Consider the following 17,366-nt stretch of genomic DNA (forward strand, 5'->3'; position numbering starts at 1 on the left):
TGGCCTGCCCAGACAACGCACTAGTTCGTGAGCCTGTTCATGCCCCACCAGCGTCCCTACAAAGTTGCACTCAACGGATACGGCCGCATCGGCCGCTGTGTCTTGCGCGCACTGTTCGAGCGAGGGGCGGATGCCGGCTTCGAGATCGTTGCGCTGAACGATTTGGCCGATCAGGCCAGCCTCGAATACCTGACTCGCTTCGACTCCACCCACGGGCGTTTCCCCGGCGAGGTGAAGGTCGACGGCGATTGCCTGCACATCAACGGCGACTGCGTGAAGGTGCTGCGCAGCGCAAGCCCGGAAGGCATCGACTGGGCCGCCCTGGGTATCGACCTGGTGCTGGAGTGCTCCGGCGCCTACCACACCCGTGCCGATGGCCAGCGCTTCCTCGATGCCGGTGCGCCACGGGTACTGTTCTCCCAACCGATGGCCAGCGAGGCGGACGTGGATGCCACGGTGGTCTACGGCATCAACCAGGGTTGCCTGGACGGCAGCGAGCGCCTGGTGTCGAACGCCTCCTGCACCACCAACTGCGGCGTGCCGCTGCTGCGCGTGCTCGACCAGGCATTCGGTATCGAGTACGTGTCGATCACCACCATCCACTCGGCGATGAACGACCAGCCGGTGATCGATGCCTACCACCACGAAGACCTGCGCCGCACGCGCTCGGCCTTCCAGTCGGTGATCCCGGTGTCCACCGGCCTTGCGCGGGGCATCGAGCGCCTGCTTCCGGAACTTGCCGGGCGAATCCAGGCCAAAGCCGTACGCGTGCCGACCGTCAACGTGTCGTGCCTGGACATCACCCTGCAGACCGCCCGCGACACCAGCGCGGCTGAGGTCAACCGGGTGTTGCGCGAGGCGGCGCTGGACGGCCCGTTGAAAGGCTTGCTGGCCTACACCGAACTGCCGCACGCCAGCTGTGATTTCAACCATGACCCGCATTCGGCGATCGTCGATGCCAGCCAGACCCGTGTCTCAGGCCCCCGCCTGGTGAACCTGCTGGCCTGGTTCGACAACGAATGGGGGTTCGCCAACCGTATGCTCGACGTTGCCGACCATTTCCTGCACGTCGTCCACCAAACCCGCACCAAACAGCCCTGAAGGACTGCATTCATGACCGTGTTGAAGATGACCGACCTCGACCTGCAAGGTAAGCGCGTACTGATCCGCGAAGACCTCAACGTCCCCGTGAAGGACGGTGTGGTAGCCAGCGACGCGCGTATCCAGGCTGCGCTGCCGACCATCAAGCTGGCCCTGGAGAAGGGTGCGGCGGTAATGGTCTGCTCGCACCTGGGCCGTCCGACCGAGGGTGAGTTCTCCGCCGAGAACAGCCTCAAGCCGGTCGCCGACTACCTGGCCAAGGCACTGGGCCGCGACGTACCGCTGGTCGCCGACTACCTGGATGGCGTCGAGGTCAAGGCTGGCGACCTGGTGCTGTTCGAGAACGTGCGCTTCAACAAGGGCGAGAAGAAGAACGCCGACGAGTTGGCGCAGAAGTACGCCGCCCTGTGCGATGTGTTCGTCATGGACGCCTTCGGTACTGCCCACCGCGCCGAGGGCTCCACCCATGGTGTGGCCAAGTTCGCCAAGATCGCCGCGGCCGGCCCGCTGCTGGCCGCCGAACTGGACGCCCTGGGCAAGGCCCTGAAGGCCCCGGCCAAGCCGATGGCGGCGATCGTCGCCGGCTCCAAGGTGTCCACCAAGCTGGATGTGCTCAACAGCTTGAGCAGCGTCTGCGACCAGTTGATCGTCGGTGGCGGCATCGCCAACACCTTCCTCGCCGCCGCAGGCCACAAGGTCGGCAAGTCGCTGTACGAGCCTGACCTGGTCGAGACGGCCAAGGCCATCGCCGCCAAGGTCAGCGTGCCGCTGCCGGTCGACGTAGTGGTCGCCAAGGCGTTCGCCGAGAGCGCCGAGGCCACCGTCAAGGCCATCGCCGAGGTGGCCGATGACGACATGATCCTGGACATCGGCCCGCAGACCGCCGCACAGTTCGCCGAGCTGCTTAAGTCGTCGCAGACCATCCTGTGGAACGGCCCGGTCGGTGTGTTCGAGTTCGACCAGTTCGGCAACGGCACCAAGGTGCTGGCCAAGGCCATCGCCGACAGCGCCGCGTTCTCCATCGCCGGTGGCGGCGACACCCTGGCGGCCATCGACAAGTATGGCGTCGGTGCCAATATCTCCTACATTTCTACCGGTGGCGGTGCGTTCCTCGAATTCGTCGAAGGCAAGGTCCTGCCCGCCGTGGCAATCCTGGAAGAACGGGCCAAGGCCTGAGAACGAAGGCGCCTGGCAAAGGGAGCGGCCTGATGGTCAAGCAATTGCCGTGGATGATCGTGGCCCTGTCGCTGGGCGCCTGCTCCAGCAACAAGGGCCAGGATACCGAGCCGTCGCAGCCACCTGCCGGCGGCTGCTACCAGTCCCAGTGGCAGGCGGAGACGGTACCGGTGATCAACAAGCGCCTGGGCCCGGAGGGCCTGGAAAAATACGACGACGAGCACCAGCGCAAGGCGCCGGGATGCCCTTGATCGGGTACCTGGCAACCTGGCGGTTGTTTTGTGGTCTTGAAGAAGGGGCCGCTGTGCGGCCCTTCGCGGGGATATCGAATGAAAGCGCTGATGGCCTCGATGGCCCTGGCGACACTGGCAGGATGCTCGTTGCTGCAGCCGGCGCAACCCGCCCCGGCGGACAACTGGACCCGTTGGGTCTGCGACAGCCAGGCCGAAGTGCTCTGGCGCTTCGCCAACGCCACGCAGGATGCGGTCGACGTGCGCCTGGGCGGTGGCGACCAGGTCTACCGTCTAACGTCCGAGCCGGGCGCCTCCGGCGCGCTGTACAGTGACGGGGTGCTGGCTTTCCACACCAAGGGCGACGAAGGCCTGCTGTACTGGGTGGCGACCAACGATCTGATAGGGCGGGGCTGCAAGGCACCGTGACTGGCCGGGCCGCGATGATGGCCCACACTACTTGAACAGCAACCGCCCCTGCGGCAGGCTTGCACGAAACAACGACGCTTGTCGGGAGAGAGATACACAATGGCACTCATTAGCATGCGCCAGATGCTGGACCACGCCGCCGAGTTCGGCTACGGCGTTCCGGCTTTCAACGTCAACAACCTCGAGCAGATGCGCGCCATCATGGAAGCCGCCGACAAGACCGACTCCCCGGTCATCGTCCAGGCCTCGGCCGGTGCCCGCAAGTACGCCGGTGCCCCCTTCCTGCGCCACCTGATCCTGGCGGCGATCGAAGAATTCCCGCACATCCCGGTGTGCATGCACCAGGACCACGGCACCAGCCCGGACGTGTGCCAGCGCTCCATCCAGCTGGGCTTCAGCTCGGTGATGATGGACGGTTCCCTGCGCGAAGACGGCAAGACCCCGTCGGACTACGACTACAACGTCCGTGTGACCCAGCAGACCGTGGCGTTCGCCCATGCCTGCGGCGTGTCCGTGGAAGGCGAGCTGGGCTGCCTGGGCAGCCTGGAAACCGGCCAGGCCGGTGAGGAAGACGGTGTCGGCGCCGAAGGTATCCTGGATCACAGCCAGATGCTGACCGACCCGGAAGAGGCCGCCGACTTCGTCAAGAAGACCCAGGTCGACGCCCTGGCGATCGCCATCGGCACCAGCCACGGCGCCTACAAGTTCACCAAGCCGCCGACCGGCGACATCCTGGCCATCGACCGCATCAAGGAAATCCACAAGCGCATCCCCAATACCCACCTGGTGATGCACGGTTCTTCCTCGGTCCCGCAGGACTGGCTGGCGATCATCAACGAGTTCGGTGGTGACATCAAGGAAACCTACGGCGTACCGGTCGAGGAGATCGTCGAGGGCATCAAGCACGGCGTGCGCAAGGTGAACATCGACACCGACCTGCGCCTGGCCTCCACTGGCGCGATCCGTCGCTTCCTGGAGCAGAACAAGTCCGAGTTCGACCCGCGCAAGTACTTCGCCAAGACCATCGAAGCCATGCGTGACATCTGCATCGCCCGCTACGAAGCCTTCGGCACTGCCGGCAACGCCTCGAAGATCAAGCCGATCTCCCTGGAAGGCATGTTCCAGCGCTACGCCAAGGGCGAGTTGGCTGCCAAGATCAACTGATCCGGCCTTCGCAACGAAAAAAACCCGCAGTGATGCGGGTTTTTTTTGTGCGTGCATGGGGACTGCGAGGCAGCCCCAGGAACGGGCCATGACCGTTAGTCGGCTCATCGTACTTTTGTTAGCTGATAGCGATCTGATTTCATTGCTTCCTGCAAGGCCGAGTCTAGAGTAATCAATCGGATCCAATCTCAGACGGAATCCCCCTTACAAGAGACGCGGCATGGATGGAGCTCACCCCCAGACCCCGGACGGCCAATCCGTTCTGCTGGTTGTCGACGACTACCCGCAGAACCTGACCAGCATGCAAGCCCTGCTGGCGCGGCACGATCGGCGCATATTGACGGCTGGCTCGGGCAGGGAGGCATTGGATGCCCTGCTGCAGCACGATGTGGACTTGGTCTTGCTGGATGTGTGCATGCCCGGCATGGACGGTTTCGAGGTCGCCCGCCTGATGCGCGGTAGCCAGCGCACGCGCCTGATTCCGATCATCTTCCTTAGCGCCAACGAGCAATCCGAGGCCGCCGTGCTCGAGGGCTATGCCATCGGCGCGGTGGACTACCTGTTCAAGCCCTTCGACCCGCAGATCCTCAAGCCCAAGGTCCAGGCATTGCTGGAGCATCAGCGCAACCGGCGCTTGCTGCAGTGCCTGACCCGCGAACTGGAGTCGGCCAGGGCGTTCAACGCCTCGATCCTGGACAACGCCGCCGAGGGCATCCTGGTGGTGGACGAGGCGGGCATCATCGCCTTTGCCAACCCGGCCCTCTCACGGCTGCTGGCCGCCCCGCAGGGAAAGCTGCAAGGCGTTCCCGTGCTGGAACTGGTCCAGCTGCCAGGCGCCAGCCACTGGTGCGATTCGGACTTCCACCACGCCTACCTGGAGCGGCGGATCATGCGCCTGCACGATGCCTGCCTGCGTACCCTCGATGGCCAGTCGATCCCCGTCGCTCTTTCCTGTGCGCCGTTGCCTGCGGAGCAGCGGGCCATGGTGATCACGGTGCTGGACATGTCGGTGGTGCGTACCCTGCACCAGCAACTGGAGTACCAAGCGGTCACCGATCCGCTCACCGGCCTGCTCAACCGCCGTGGTTTCTACCAGGCTGCCGAAGGGGCACTGTTGCGCAACGAGTGCCAGGGCAAGGTTCAGGCCCTGATGTACATGGACCTGGACGGCTTCAAGCGGATCAACGACTCGCTCGGTCACGAGGCTGGCGACCAGGTGCTGCGTTGGGTCGCCGAACAGCTCGAGGATTGCCTGGGCGGCCACGCCATGCTGGCGCGCATGGGCGGCGATGAGTTCATTGCCTTGTTCGGGGACTTGCCCGACCCGGCGTTGGCCGGGCGCTTTGCCGAGCGGCTGCTCGAACGCATGGCCAGCCACCCGCAACTGGACGGGTTTGGCATGAGCCTTGGCGTCAGTATCTGCATCGCCACCTCTGCGGACTGCGGCGTCACTGTCGAAGGGTTGCTGCGTGCTGCCGATGCCGCGATGTACGCGGCCAAGCGCGACGGGCGCCAGCAGTACCGGTTCCATGACCCGCAACTCACTGGTCGGCCCCATTCGCAGTTGATGCTCGACCTCAAGCTCGACCGCCACCTGAGGGGGCGGCCGATGCCTGCCAACGAAGCAGGGGCTGCTCCGGCGCGCTGTCCATGGCGGGGGCGCTAGCCAGCTCATGGGCGAAGGGCAGTTGCGGGCCGGTTCGCGAACAGGTGATGGCGGCCGCGCGGATGGCGAAGGTGAGTATCCCGTCGATCGTTTCCCGTTCCAGGGCCGCCAGCCCCTCGGCGCTGTCCGCACCGAGGCGGGCGAGGTAGGCGAGCACCGCGGCCTGGAAGGTATCGCCCGCACCGACTGTGTCACGCACCTCCCGCGAAGTGTCGGCGGGCCGTGCCCAGGAGCCATGCGCACAATGCACGCTGGCACCGTTGCCCCCGTGGGTGATGAACACCAGCCGGCAGCGCTCGTTGAGCCAGCCACGCGCCACCTCTGCGGGAGAACGGGTCGGGTAGAGCAGGGCCAGGTCTTCCTCGCTGACCTTGATGAGGTGGGCATGGCGGGCGAAGGCTTCGACCTGGTGCCGCCAACGCTGTACATCCGGTTGCGGGTTGAGGCGTACGTTGGGGTCGAGGCTGATGAAGCGTCGGTGGCTTTCGCGTTGCACCAGCGCCAGCAGCGTTTCGGCCACCGGCGTCACCACCAGGGTGTAGGAGCCCACATGCAGGCCGCGCACCCGCTTGTCCAGCGTCGGTAGATGCTCGAGGCGAACCTGCCGGTCGGCACAACCTTCGCCGCGGAACTGGTACTGCACCGCTCCCTTTGCATCCAGGCCCACCATGGCCAGGGTAGTGGGCGCGTCGCTGGGGACCAGGAAGCGGCAGTCCACGTGCTCCTCTTCCAGCACGCGGCGCAGGCGCTCACCCAGGTAGTCACTGGACAACCCACCGAACAGCGCCGCCTCTGCGCCCAGCCGACGCAGGCCGACGGCGACGTTGAACGGCGAGCCGCCAGCGATCGCGGTGAAGCCCAGTTCGCCGCTGCGAGGGGCATTTTCCAGGCTGAAGACATCGAACAAGGCTTCGCCACAGACCAGGTACATGAAGTGCTCTCCGACACGAAAGAGGGGAAAGGGGCCTGCGATCAGCGTCCAGGTAGATGCTCCCGGTAACGTTGGTAGGCCATTTCATAAGCGGCCTGCTGAGCGGGCCGTGGCACCGTGCGGGTGCGCTCGTCGAGGCTCACGCAGCGCTGGCACAAGGCATCCAGGCTGTCGCCATCGCCCTGCTGGCGGCCCAGGCTCCAGGCGGCCTGGATCGCCGCGCCAAGGGTAGCGGCTTCGGTCTGCCGGGGACAGACCACCGGCAGGCCGAGCAGGTCGGCGAGCACCTGGCGCCACAGCGGGCTTTTCGCCGCGCCGCCGACCAGGCGGATCTCTTCGCCTGGCAGGCCGCTGGCGCGCAGCAGGTCCAGGCCAAGGCGCAGGCTGAAGCAGGTGCCCTCCAGCACCGCCCGGCAGAGATTGGCGCGGGTCAGGTTGTTGCTGGTCATGCCGTGCAGGCTGGCGCTGGCGTCGGGCAACGCGGGCACCCGTTCGCCGTCGAAGAACGGCAGCATGAGCAAGCCTTCGGCGCCGATCGGCGCCTGCCCGGCGAGCTGGGCGAAGTGCTCCCGATCCAGTTGCAGCAGCGCCTGCACCAGGCCACAGGCGCTGGTCAGGTTCATCGTGCAGATCAGCGGCAGCCAGCCACCGCTCGAGGCACAGAACGTCGCTACCTCGCCCTGTGTGACCAGCGGATGATCGGCGTGGGCCGCCAGGGTGCCAGAGGTGCCCAGGCTGAGGGTGATCATGCCGGGGTGGATATTGCCGGTGCCGATGGCCCCGAGCATGTTGTCGCCACCACCACTGGCCACCCAGGCCTGGGGGCTGAGGCCGAGCAGCTCGGCGGCCTGCGTGCGCAGCGTGCCGATGCAGTCACCGGGCTCGACCAGTTCGGGCAGCGCTGCCAGCAAGCGCTCGCCCGGTTCGATCAGTTGCAGCACATCGGCTGCCCAGGCCCGGCGGCGCACATCGTAGTAGCCGGTGCCCGACGCATCGCCGGGTTCGCTGCAGGCGCGGCCGGTCAGCCAGTGATTGAGGTAGTCGTGGGGCAGCAGGATATGGGCGGCGCGTTCGAACAGTTCGGGGAAGCGGCGTTTGCTCCACAGCAGCTTGGACACCGTGTAGCCCGGCGCGATCACCAGCCCCAGTCGCTCCAGCGAACCCGGGGCGCCGCCGAGGGCCTCGAGCAGTTCGAGGTTTTCCGGCGTGCTCTGGGTATCGCACCACAGCTTGGCCGGACGCAGCACCTGGCCCTGGGCGTCGAGCAGCACCAGCCCGTGCTGCTGGCCGGACACCGCCAGCCCACGGATTGCCTTGCCGCTCACGCCCGCTTCACGCAAGGCACCGCCCACGGCGGTACGCAGGGCGGCCAGCCAGTCGCCGGGGTCCTGTTCCCGGCGTCCGCCAGTGCCCTGCGGTGGCTGATGCGCGGCGCTGCCCAGGCCGAGCACGTGGCCGCTGCCGGCGTCCAGCACCAAAGCCTTGGTGCCTTGGGTGCCGCAATCGATGCCGAGGAACAGTCCGTCCATGTCGTCGTGCTCCGGGTTCAGTCGCCGAGTACTCGGCGCAGGGTTTCGCTCACGCCGAATTCGCGCAAGCTGTCGTACATCCGCTCGAACGCCGCGACGAAGGCCTTGGAGGCCGGTATCAGCGTGCCGAAGATCGCTTCGTCGCCCAGCACCCTGGCGGCCAGCCCATCGCGTTGCACGGCGCGGGCCTGGCAGTCCGAGGCGCGCGGGTCGGGAATCGCATAGGTCGTGCCGTTCTCGTCCACCCCGCGCAGGTACAGCGCCCAGGCCGCCACCACCAGGGCCACGCGCTCCAGCGGCTGGCCGTCGGCGATCAGGCGATTGGCGGTGGGCACGATGAACTTGGGAAACTTCGACGAGCCGTCCGAGCACACCCGCTCCAGTTGGTCGGCGATGGCGCGGTTGGCGAAGCGCTCGGCCAGGCTGTCCTTGTAGCATTCCAGGTCGATACCAGGCACTGGCGCGAGCTGCGGGGTCACGTCCCGGTCCATGAAGGTGCGCACGTAGCGGCGCAGCAGCGGGTCGGCCAGGGTTTCGTGGACGAAGCGGTAGCCCTGCAGGAAGCCCAGGTAGGTCAGGGCCAGGTGGCTGCCGTTGAGCAGCTTGATCTTCATCTGTTCGTAGGGCGTGACATCGTCGGTGAACTGTACGCCAACCTGTTCCCAGGCCGGGCGCCCGGCGACGAACTTGTCTTCCAGCACCCACTGCACGAAGGGTTCGCAGACCACCGGCCAGGCATCCTCGATGCCATGCCGTTCGGCCAGCGCCACGCGGTGGGCGCTGCTGGTCATCGGCGTGATGCGGTCGACCATGGCGTTGGGGAAACTCACGTTGCCGTCGATCCACTGGGCCAGGTCGGGGTCGAGGTGATGGGCGAAGGCCAGCAGCGCCTTGCGTGTCACCTCGCCGTTGTGCGGGAGGTTGTCGCACGACATCACCGTGAATGCCCCCACCCCGGCTGCACGGCGGCGGCGCAGCGCTTCGCAGAGAAAGCCGAAGACACTGCGCGGTGCCTGCGGATTGGCCAGGTCGTGCTGGATCTGCGGCAGGTCGGCGCGAAACTCGCCGGTGCTGTCGTCCATGCAGTAGCCGCCCTCGGTGATGGTCAGCGAGACGATGCGGATGGCAGGCTCGGCCAGCTTGGCCAGCAGCGCCTCGGCGCCATCTTCGGCCAGCAGCATGCCGTTGATGGCGGCGATCACGCGCACGTCGGTGTCGGCCTGGTCGCCCAGCTCGAACAAGGTGTAGAGGTGGTCCTGCGCGGCCAGGGCATCACGCATGGCGCGATCCTCGCTGCGCAGGCCAACGCCGCAGATGGCCCAGTCGAGGCCCTCGCCACGGTTCATCAGGGCGTCGGTGTAGGCGGCCTGGTGGGCACGGTGGAAGCCGCCGACGCCGATGTGCACGATGCCCTGACGCAAGTGCGCCGGATCATAGGAAGGACAGGCGACCGTGGTCGCCAGCAGGCCGAGGTTGTGCTGGTTGAGTTTCATCTTGAACATCCTTGGAAGGCGGCTTCAGGCCACCTGTTGCAGGCGTTTGTCGAGGGCCTGGCCGTGGCTGTCGAACAGGTGGCAGTGCCCCGGGTCGAAGTTCAGTTCCAGTTGCTCGCCGAAGGCTGGCGCGAAGTCGCCGCGCACGCGCACGGTGAGCATCTCGGCGGAGGCGGTACGCACATGGCAGTAGCTGTCGCTGCCCAGGCGTTCGCTGACATCGGCGGTGACCTGCAGCGAACCCAGGGCGCCGTGCCCGCTGCGGGTGATGTTCAGGTGTTCGGGGCGGATGCCCAGTGTCACCTGGCTGCCGGTCGGCAGCTCGCCCACGCACAAGGGCAGGGCGACGCGTGTGCCGCACTCGAGGGCGACCTCGCATTGGTTGCCTTGGTGGCGGCTCAGGTGCCCGCGCAAGAAGCCCATCTTCGGCGTGCCGAGGAAGCCTGCGACGAACAGGTTGGCCGGGTGGTGGTAGAGCTCCAGGGGCGAGCCGACCTGCTCGATGCGCCCGCCGTTGAGCACCACCACCTTGTCGGCCAGGGTCATCGCCTCGACCTGGTCGTGGGTCACGTAGATCATGGTCGCGGCCAGTTCCTGGTGCAGGCGCGCCAGCTCCAGGCGCATCTGCACCCGCAGCGCCGCGTCGAGGTTCGACAGCGGCTCGTCGAACAGGAAGATCTTCGGGTTACGCACGATCGCCCGGCCGATCGCCACTCGCTGGCGCTGGCCACCGGAGAGCTGGCGTGGCTTGCGTTCGAGCAGTGGCTGCAGCTCGAGGATGCGCGCGGCGTTGTCCACCTTGGCGGCCACGTCGCGCTTGTCCACGCCCGCCAGGTCCAGGGCGAACGACAGGTTCTTGCGCACGGTCATGTGCGGGTAGAGCGCGTAGGTCTGAAACACCATGGCCAGGTCGCGCTTGGCCGGGGCGGTGTCGGTGATGTCGAGGCCATCGAGGGTGATGCTGCCGCTGCTGACCTCCTCAAGGCCGGCGATCAGCCGCAGCAGGGTCGACTTGCCGCAGCCGGACGGGCCGACGAACACGACGAACTCGCGGTCGCGCACGTCCAGGTCGATGCCCTTGATGATGGCGTGCCCATCGAAGCCTTTTTGCAGGTTGCGGATCTTCAGGTCAGCCATGTCGAGTTACCTCCGCGTTGGCCGGGAACATTAGGGGAGAACGGGCGATTCATTTCACGGCGCCGAAGGACAGGCCGCGGACCAGTTGCTTCTGGCTGATCCAGCCGAAGATCAGGATCGGTGCGCAGGCCAGGGTGGAAACGGCCGAGAGCTTGGCCCAGAACAGGCCTTCGGGGCTTGAATAGGAGGCGACCAGCGCGGTCAGCGGGGCGGCGGCCGAGGAGGTCAGGTTGAGCGACCAGAAGGCCTCGTTCCAGCACAGGATCAGCGACAGCAGCAGGGTCGAGGCCAGGCCGCCACGGGCGATCGGCAGCAGCACGCGGATGATTTCCTGCCAGGTACCGGCGCCGTCCAGGCGTGCCGCTTCGAGGATGTCGACGGGGATGTCCTTGAAGTAGGTGTACACCATCCAGACCACGATCGGCAGGTTGATCAGGGTGTAGACGATGACCAGCGCCAGGCGCGAGTCGAGCAGGCCGAACTGCTTGGCCAGCAGGTAGATCGGCATCAGCACCCCGACCGGCGGCAGCATCTTGGTCGACAGCATCCAGAGCAGCGTGCGCTTGGTGTGGCGCGTCTCGAAGAAGGCCATGGAGTAGGCGGCGGGCACCGCGATCAGCATGCACAGCAAGGTGGCGGAGAAGGAAATCAGCACCGAGTTCCAGGCATAGGCGAAGTAGTCGCTGCGCTCGTTGATGTGCAGGTAGTTCTCCAGGGTCGGCTGGAAGAGGAACTGCGGCGGCGTGGCGAATGCGTCGAGCTCGGTCTTGAAGCTGGTCAGCAGCATCCAGAAGATCGGGAAGAAGATCACCAGGGCGATGCCCCAGCACAACAGGCCGATCGATGCATCGCGCAGGCGACGGGTTTGCTTGAGTGTCAGCATGGCGGGCTCCTCAGCTGCGCTCGGTGAGGTTCTTGCCGATCATCCGCACCAGCACGATGGCGGCGATGTTGGCGATCAGCACGGCGATCAGGCCACCGGCCGATGCCATGCCGACATCGAACTGCAGCAGTGCCTGGTTGTAGATCAGGTAGGCGAGGTTGGTGGACTCGTAGCCGGGGCCGCCGCTGGTGGTGGTGAAGATCTCGGCGAACACCGAGAGCAGGAAGATCGTCTCGATCATCACCACCACGGCGATGGGCCGCGCCAGGTGCGGCAGGGTCAGGTGCCAGAAAATGGCCAGCGGGCCGGCGCCGTCCAGGCGCGCGGCTTCCTTCTGCTCCTGATCGAGGGATTGCATGGCGGTCATCAGGATCAGGATGGCGAACGGCAGCCACTGCCAGGAGACGATCAGGATGATCGACAGCAGTGGATAATGCGCCAGCCAGTCCACCGGCTGGGCGCCGAACAGGCGCCACACGGCGGCGAGAATGCCCGACACCGGGTGGAAGATCAGGTTCTTCCACAGCAGCGCGCTGACCGTGGGCATGATGAAGAACGGCGAGATCAGCAGCACCCGCACCACGCCCCGGCCCCAGAATTCACCCGCCTCCAGCAACGCGGCGATGAGCACGCCGAACACCACGCTGATCGCCAGCACGCTCCCGACCAGCGTCAAGGTGTTCAGGGCGCCGGGCAAGAAGCCGGCGTCGGTGACGAAGAAGCTGAAGTTCTCCAGGCCGACGAATGCGTTCTCGCCAGGGTACAGCAGGTTGTAGCGGATCAACGAAAAATACAGGGTCATGCCCAGGGGGACGATCATCCACAACAGCAGCAGCGCCACCGAGGGGCTGACCAGGAACCAGCCAGGGCCGACACGGCGTTTGCCGGGGCGCGTGGCGGCGAGGGTCGGGGTATCGAGGGCCGAAGTGTTCATGGCGACTCCGTGTGCATCGAAAGAGGGCGAGCGGCCAGCCACCGCGCCGGTAGCGGCGCGGCAACGGTCAGGGGCGGGTTACTTGGGATAACCGGCGCGTTTCATCTCGCGGGCGGTGGATTGCTGGGCGGCGGCGAGCACCTGGTCGACCTTCATCTGCCCGGTCAGGGCGGCGGAGAACAGCTTGCCGACCTGCGTGCCGATGGCCTGGAACTCGGGAATGGTCACGAGCTGGATACCGACATAAGGCACCGGCTTGAGGGTGGGGTGGTTCGGGTCGACCCGTTTGAGCGACTCCAGCGTCACCTGGGCGAAGGGCGCGGCCGCCAGATAGGCATCGCTGTAGGTCGAGGCGCGGGTGCCTGGCGGCACGTTGGCCACGCCTTCCCTGTCGGCCACCAGCTTGCCGTATGCCTCGGAGGTGGCCCAGGTGCTGAAGGTCTTCGCCGCCTCCTTGGCCTTGGAACTGCTGGGAATCGCCAGCGCCCACGCATACAGCCAGGAGGCACCCTTGTCGGTCACTTCCTTCGGCGCGAAGGTGAAGCCGACCTGGTCGGCGACCTTGCTCTGGCGCTTGTCGGTGACGAACGAGCCGGCAACGCTGGCATCGACCCAGATCGCGCACTTGCCGCTGTTGAACAGCGCCAGGTTTTCGTTGAAGCCGTTGCTGGAGGCGCCGGGCGGGCCGTACTGCTTCAGGGTGTCGACGTAGAAGTTCAGGGCGTTCTTCCACTGCGCGCCGCTGAACTGCGGTTGCCACTGCTCGTCGAACCAGCGCGCGCCGAAGGCGTTGGCCACGGTGCCGACCAGGGCCATGTTCTCGCCCCAGCCGGCCTTGCCGCGCAGGCAGATGCCGTACTGGTCCTGGTCGGGGGCGTTCAGCTTGGCGGCGAACCCGGCGAGCTGGGTCCAGGTCGGCTGCTCGGGCATGTCCAGCCCGGCCTGCTGGAACAGGTCCTTGCGGTAGTAGGTGATCGAGGCTTCGGCGTAGAAGGGCAGCGCGTACAAGGTGCCTTGCACCGACAGGCCGTCGCGCACCGAGGGGAACACGTCGTCCAAGTCGTAGTCGGCGGGCAGGTTCGTCATCGGCTCCAGCCAGCCCTTGGCACCCCACAGCGCGGCTTCGTACATGCCGATGGTCAGCACGTCGAACTGCCCACCCTGGGTGGCGATATCGGTGGTCAAGCGCTGGCGCAACACGTTCTCTTCGAGCACCACCCACTTGAGCCTGATGTCTGGATGCTGCTCCTCGAACACCTTGGACAGCCGCTGCATGCGGATCATGTCGTTGTTGTTGACCGTGGCGATGGTCAGGGTTTCGGCGGCCTGGGCGAACAGCGGCAGGCTCAGGCAGGCGGCGGCCACACAGGCCTTGATCGAGTCGTTCATCTGTGAACTCCCCTCCCGGACCGGGGGCGGTGCGGGAGACATTATTGTTTTTGTGTCGCTCGCCGCCGATTACACCGCCATGCAGCGGAGCCGACAAAGCCTCGACTGCACTTTGGCTGATACTTTTTTGCACTGGGCGGCACGGGGATTCGTTCAGAGCCGGTTCTGCTCGGTCAGCCGCTGGGTCACCAGGCTGCGGTAGTCGGAAGGGGTCATGCCTTTGAGCTGCTGGAAGCGCCGGTTGAAGTTCGACAGGTTGCTAAAGCCCGACTCGAAGCACACTTCGGTCACCGGCAGGTCGCTCTTGGCCAGCAGTTCGCAGGACTTGCTGACCCGCAGGCGGTTGACGAACTCGACGAAGCCGCGCCCTGCGGCCTGCTTGAAGAAGCGCGAGAAGTAGGTGGGCGTCATTCCCAGGTGTTCGGCGACCTCGCTCTGGGTGAGGTCCTGGGCGTAGTGCTGGAAGATGTAGTCCACGGCCCGGTTGATGCGCTCGACGTGGTGTTCGTCGGCCAGCTGCGAGGAGGTGACGGTGGACAGCAGTTGGTAGTCCTCGCAGGCCGCGAGCTGTTCCATGAGGATAAAAAAGTATCCCAGGCGCGTCATGCCACGGCTGTCGGCGATGCGTTGCAGCAACTGCCGGCTTTCGGCGATCAGCGCAGGGTCGCGGAATTCGATGCCGTAGCGCGCCCTGGCCAGCAGTGGCGTGAGCTGGTTCAGCTCGGAGAACACGCTGCTGCCGTCCTCGAGCACCTCGTCGGTGAAATTGACCAGCATGTCGCGCTTGCTCACCACTTCGTCGGGGGCGACCTGGCTGATCCAGTTATGCGGCAGGTTCGGGCCTGTGAGGAACAGCGTGTCGGGGGCGAAGTTGCCGATATAGTCGCCGATGAATACCTTGCCGGAGCTGGCGACGATCAGGTGCAGCTCGTATTCCTTGTGGAAGTGCCAGCGCACCAGCGGGCTGGGAAAACCGTGCTGACGGTAGATCAGCGAGTGGCCTTCGTGGTCGTCCATCAGTTCGTAGGACGGGTCGGTGACTTTGCTGACTTTTGGCATGGCGGTGGCGTCGACCGGGGGCGAGTGAACATCCTAGCCAAAAAATGCCGGTCAGTGCGGGCTGCATATTCGCTAGAATCCCTTATCGCCCCAGCAGACACGACGCCATGACCGCCCTACGCTACCTGCAAGCCTATCCCCCGCATCTGCAGGAACAGGTACGCCAGATGATCGCCAGCGACCGCCTGGGCGACTATCTGCAGCAGCGTTATCCCGGCCGTCATGACGTGCAGAGCGACAAGGCGCTGTACGCCTATGCCCAGGACCTGCGCCAGGAGTACCTGCGCACCGCACCGGGCCTGGACAAGGTACTCTATGACAACCGCCTGGACCTGACCCACCGTGCCCTGGGCCTGAACACCGCGGTGTCGCGGGTCCAGGGTGGCAAGCTCAAGGCCAAGAAGGAAATCCGCATCGCCTCGTTGTTCAAGGAGGCGGCGCCGCAGTTCCTGCGCATGATCGTGGTGCATGAGCTGGCGCACCTGAAGGAGCGGGATCACAACAAGGCGTTCTACCAGCTCTGCCAGTACATGGAACCGGATTACCATCAACTGGAGTTCGACCTGCGCGTCTACCTGACCTACCGGGAGCTGCCGGGCATTACCTGAGGAACGAGCAGCATGGATGTAAGCAAGACCAAGAGCAGTTTCTACCGCCGCCTGTACGTGGCCTGGCTGATCGACAGCCAGACCGCCACCAGCGTGCCGGCGCTGATGGAGGCCACCGGCATGCCCAGGCGCACCGCTCAGGACACCATCGCTGCCCTGGCCGACCTGGACATCATCTGCGAGTTCGAGCAGCAGGTGGGGGCGCGCAATCATGCCGGGCACTACCGCATCCTCGACTGGGGGGCGATCGACAAGCAGTGGATCATCCAGCACCTGCGCAGCATCCGTGAGGTGCTGGGGTACCCCTGAGCAGCAGCGCCGCTTTCCACGGCTTTTCCCGGTGGATTAGCATTGGCAACCCTTCGCTCCAGGAAACCCCAGATGCCAGCACGACGGCAGGCCACCCGCTTCAGCAACTACGCCGCCATGGCCGACGGTATCGCCACCTTGCTGTTCCCCCATGCCGAGGTGGTGGTCCACGACCTCTCGACGCAGACGGTGGTGCACATCGCCAACAACCTCTCCAAGCGCAAGCTGGGGGCATTGCAATGACCGTCGACGACGCCTACCTCGATGCGCTGTACCAGGCGATCACCGAGGCGCACCGTGAAGTGCGCCCACAAGTGGCCGTGACGCCGCTCGAGCACAGCGCCCGACTTTCGGCCATGAGCGGGTGCGAGGTCTTCCTCAAGTGCGAACACCTGCAGCACACCGGCTCCTTCAAGTTTCGCGGCGCCAGCAACAAGCTGCGGCTGCTGGACGCCTCGCAGCGGCGCCTGGGCGTGATCACCGCGTCATCGGGCAACCATGGGCAGGGGCTTGCCCTGGCGGGGCGCACGCTGGGCGTGCCGGTGACGGTCTACACCACCCGCGACGCCTCACCCTACAAGCTCGAGGCCATGCGTGCGCTGGGCGCGCAGGTGGTGAGCCTGGACATGGACCCGCTGGGCGTGGAGCTGGAGGCGGGCAGGCAAGCACGGTTGCAGGGCAAACCCTTCGTCTCGCCCTACAACGACCGCGACATCATCGCTGGGCAGGGCACCATCGGCATGGAACTGTTCGAGCAGGCGCCTGACCTTGCGGCGGTCTTCGTCGCGGTCGGGGGTGGCGGCATGATCTGCGGCATTGGCGCCGCTCTGCGGCGTCTTGCTCCGTCGGTGGAAGTGATCGGCTGCTGGCCGGCCAACGCCCCGACCCTGCAGCGCTCGCTGGAGCAAGGGCGGATCATCGAGATGGAGGAGGCGCCGACGATCTCCGACGGTACCGCCGGCGGCGTCGAGCCCGACAGCATCACCTTCCCCCTCTGCCAGCAACTGCTGGACCGCACCGTGCTGGTCAGCGAACAGCAGATCAGGGCGGCCATGCGTGACGTTGCCGCCAGCGAACGCTGGATCATCGAGGGCGCGGCAGGTGTCGCCCTGGCGGGCATGCAGCATTTGGCGCAGGCCTATCGGGGCAGGAAGGTGGCGGTGGTGTTGTGTGGGCGCAACATCGTGCTGGACAAGTACCTTGAGGCGATCGCATGAAGGCCTGGTCAGGCCGGTAATGCTGTGCGCTTAAGCAATGGGGCCGCCTTGCGGCCCTTCGCGGGCAAGGCAGCCCCAATCGATGTCACATCAGACTTAAGTGAACAGCAT

The 17,366-nt window shown here is 65.8% G+C and carries 16 protein-coding genes and 2 pseudogenes; 10 read left to right on the top strand and 8 right to left on the bottom strand.

Going from position 1 to position 17,366, the window contains the following annotated elements; translation table 11 throughout:
* Positions 1-39: 39 nt before the first annotated feature.
* The 6 genes and pseudogenes from epd to ABFA30_RS14410 all read left to right on the top strand — a co-directional run.
* Positions 40-1,101 carry an erythrose-4-phosphate dehydrogenase gene (gene epd, locus ABFA30_RS14385; protein WP_225788875.1) on the top strand — a complete coding sequence of 354 codons (1,062 nt, stop codon included), beginning with the start codon at positions 40-42 and terminating at the stop codon, positions 1,099-1,101.
* A 12-nt stretch (positions 1,102-1,113) separates the two neighbouring features.
* A complete protein-coding gene (locus ABFA30_RS14390) occupies positions 1,114-2,277 on the top strand; it encodes a phosphoglycerate kinase (RefSeq protein ID WP_225788876.1) in 1,164 nt (387 codons plus the stop codon).
* A gap of 32 nt (positions 2,278-2,309) precedes the next feature.
* Positions 2,310-2,528, top strand: coding sequence for a hypothetical protein (locus tag ABFA30_RS14395; protein ID WP_225788877.1), 219 nt, complete (start codon positions 2,310-2,312; stop codon positions 2,526-2,528).
* 78 nt (positions 2,529-2,606) lie between these two features.
* Complete coding sequence (locus ABFA30_RS14400) at positions 2,607-2,936, top strand: MliC family protein (RefSeq protein WP_225788878.1); 330 nt, start codon at positions 2,607-2,609, stop codon at positions 2,934-2,936.
* Between the two features lie 99 nt (positions 2,937-3,035).
* Positions 3,036-4,100 (top strand): class II fructose-bisphosphate aldolase, encoded by a 1,065-nt coding sequence (gene fba, locus ABFA30_RS14405; protein ID WP_225788879.1) that lies wholly within the window; start codon positions 3,036-3,038, stop codon positions 4,098-4,100.
* Positions 4,101-4,320: 220 nt separating this feature from the next.
* Positions 4,321-5,676 (top strand): annotated as a pseudogene (locus ABFA30_RS14410) (diguanylate cyclase domain-containing protein); the annotation flags it as partial.
* Between the two features lies 1 nt (position 5,677).
* Here the strand turns inward: ABFA30_RS14410 and ABFA30_RS14415 are convergent.
* From ABFA30_RS14415 to ABFA30_RS14450, 8 genes are all read right to left on the bottom strand, one after another.
* Positions 5,678-6,697, bottom strand: coding sequence for a carbohydrate kinase family protein (locus tag ABFA30_RS14415; RefSeq protein WP_225788880.1), 1,020 nt, complete (start codon positions 6,695-6,697; stop codon positions 5,678-5,680).
* Positions 6,698-6,738: 41 nt separating this feature from the next.
* The gene (xylB, locus tag ABFA30_RS14420) at positions 6,739-8,226 is read right to left on the bottom strand and encodes a xylulokinase (protein ID WP_225788881.1); all 1,488 of its coding nucleotides are present in this window, start codon (positions 8,224-8,226) and stop codon (positions 6,739-6,741) included.
* A 17-nt stretch (positions 8,227-8,243) separates the two neighbouring features.
* Positions 8,244-9,719, bottom strand: a complete 1,476-nt coding sequence (locus ABFA30_RS14425) for a mannitol dehydrogenase family protein (RefSeq protein WP_225788882.1) — start codon at positions 9,717-9,719, stop codon at positions 8,244-8,246.
* Positions 9,720-9,743: 24 nt separating this feature from the next.
* The gene (locus tag ABFA30_RS14430) at positions 9,744-10,856 is read right to left on the bottom strand and encodes an ABC transporter ATP-binding protein (RefSeq protein WP_225788883.1); all 1,113 of its coding nucleotides are present in this window, start codon (positions 10,854-10,856) and stop codon (positions 9,744-9,746) included.
* Positions 10,857-10,905: 49 nt separating this feature from the next.
* Complete coding sequence (locus ABFA30_RS14435; protein WP_225788884.1) at positions 10,906-11,739, bottom strand: carbohydrate ABC transporter permease; 834 nt, start codon at positions 11,737-11,739, stop codon at positions 10,906-10,908.
* Between the two features lie 10 nt (positions 11,740-11,749).
* A complete protein-coding gene (locus tag ABFA30_RS14440) occupies positions 11,750-12,673 on the bottom strand; it encodes a carbohydrate ABC transporter permease (RefSeq protein WP_225788885.1) in 924 nt (307 codons plus the stop codon).
* Positions 12,674-12,751: 78 nt separating this feature from the next.
* Positions 12,752-14,062: an ABC transporter substrate-binding protein gene (locus ABFA30_RS14445; protein ID WP_225788886.1), complete on the bottom strand. Its 1,311-nt coding sequence runs from the start codon at positions 14,060-14,062 to the stop codon at positions 12,752-12,754.
* A 153-nt stretch (positions 14,063-14,215) separates the two neighbouring features.
* Complete coding sequence (locus ABFA30_RS14450; protein WP_225788887.1) at positions 14,216-15,121, bottom strand: AraC family transcriptional regulator; 906 nt, start codon at positions 15,119-15,121, stop codon at positions 14,216-14,218.
* Between the two features lie 107 nt (positions 15,122-15,228).
* Here ABFA30_RS14450 and ABFA30_RS14455 point away from each other — a divergent pair, with 107 nt between their 5' ends.
* The 4 genes and pseudogenes from ABFA30_RS14455 to ABFA30_RS14470 all read left to right on the top strand — a co-directional run bounded on the left by ABFA30_RS14455 (position 15,229) and on the right by ABFA30_RS14470 (position 17,255).
* Positions 15,229-15,729 (top strand): M48 family metallopeptidase, encoded by a 501-nt coding sequence (locus ABFA30_RS14455; protein WP_225788888.1) that lies wholly within the window; start codon positions 15,229-15,231, stop codon positions 15,727-15,729.
* 12 nt (positions 15,730-15,741) lie between these two features.
* Complete coding sequence (locus ABFA30_RS14460; RefSeq protein WP_225788889.1) at positions 15,742-16,038, top strand: helix-turn-helix domain-containing protein; 297 nt, start codon at positions 15,742-15,744, stop codon at positions 16,036-16,038.
* A gap of 72 nt (positions 16,039-16,110) precedes the next feature.
* Positions 16,111-16,269, top strand: a pseudogene (locus ABFA30_RS14465) (PAS domain-containing protein); the annotation flags it as partial.
* Between the two features lie 8 nt (positions 16,270-16,277).
* Positions 16,278-17,255: a threonine/serine dehydratase gene (locus ABFA30_RS14470; protein ID WP_225788890.1), complete on the top strand. Its 978-nt coding sequence runs from the start codon at positions 16,278-16,280 to the stop codon at positions 17,253-17,255.
* The last annotated feature ends 111 nt before the right edge of the window (positions 17,256-17,366 follow it).

Origin of the sequence: Pseudomonas sp. HLMP, from assembly GCF_046365545.1 — a bacterium.
Taxonomy (GTDB): Bacteria; Pseudomonadota; Gammaproteobacteria; order Pseudomonadales; family Pseudomonadaceae; genus Aquipseudomonas; species Aquipseudomonas guariconensis_B.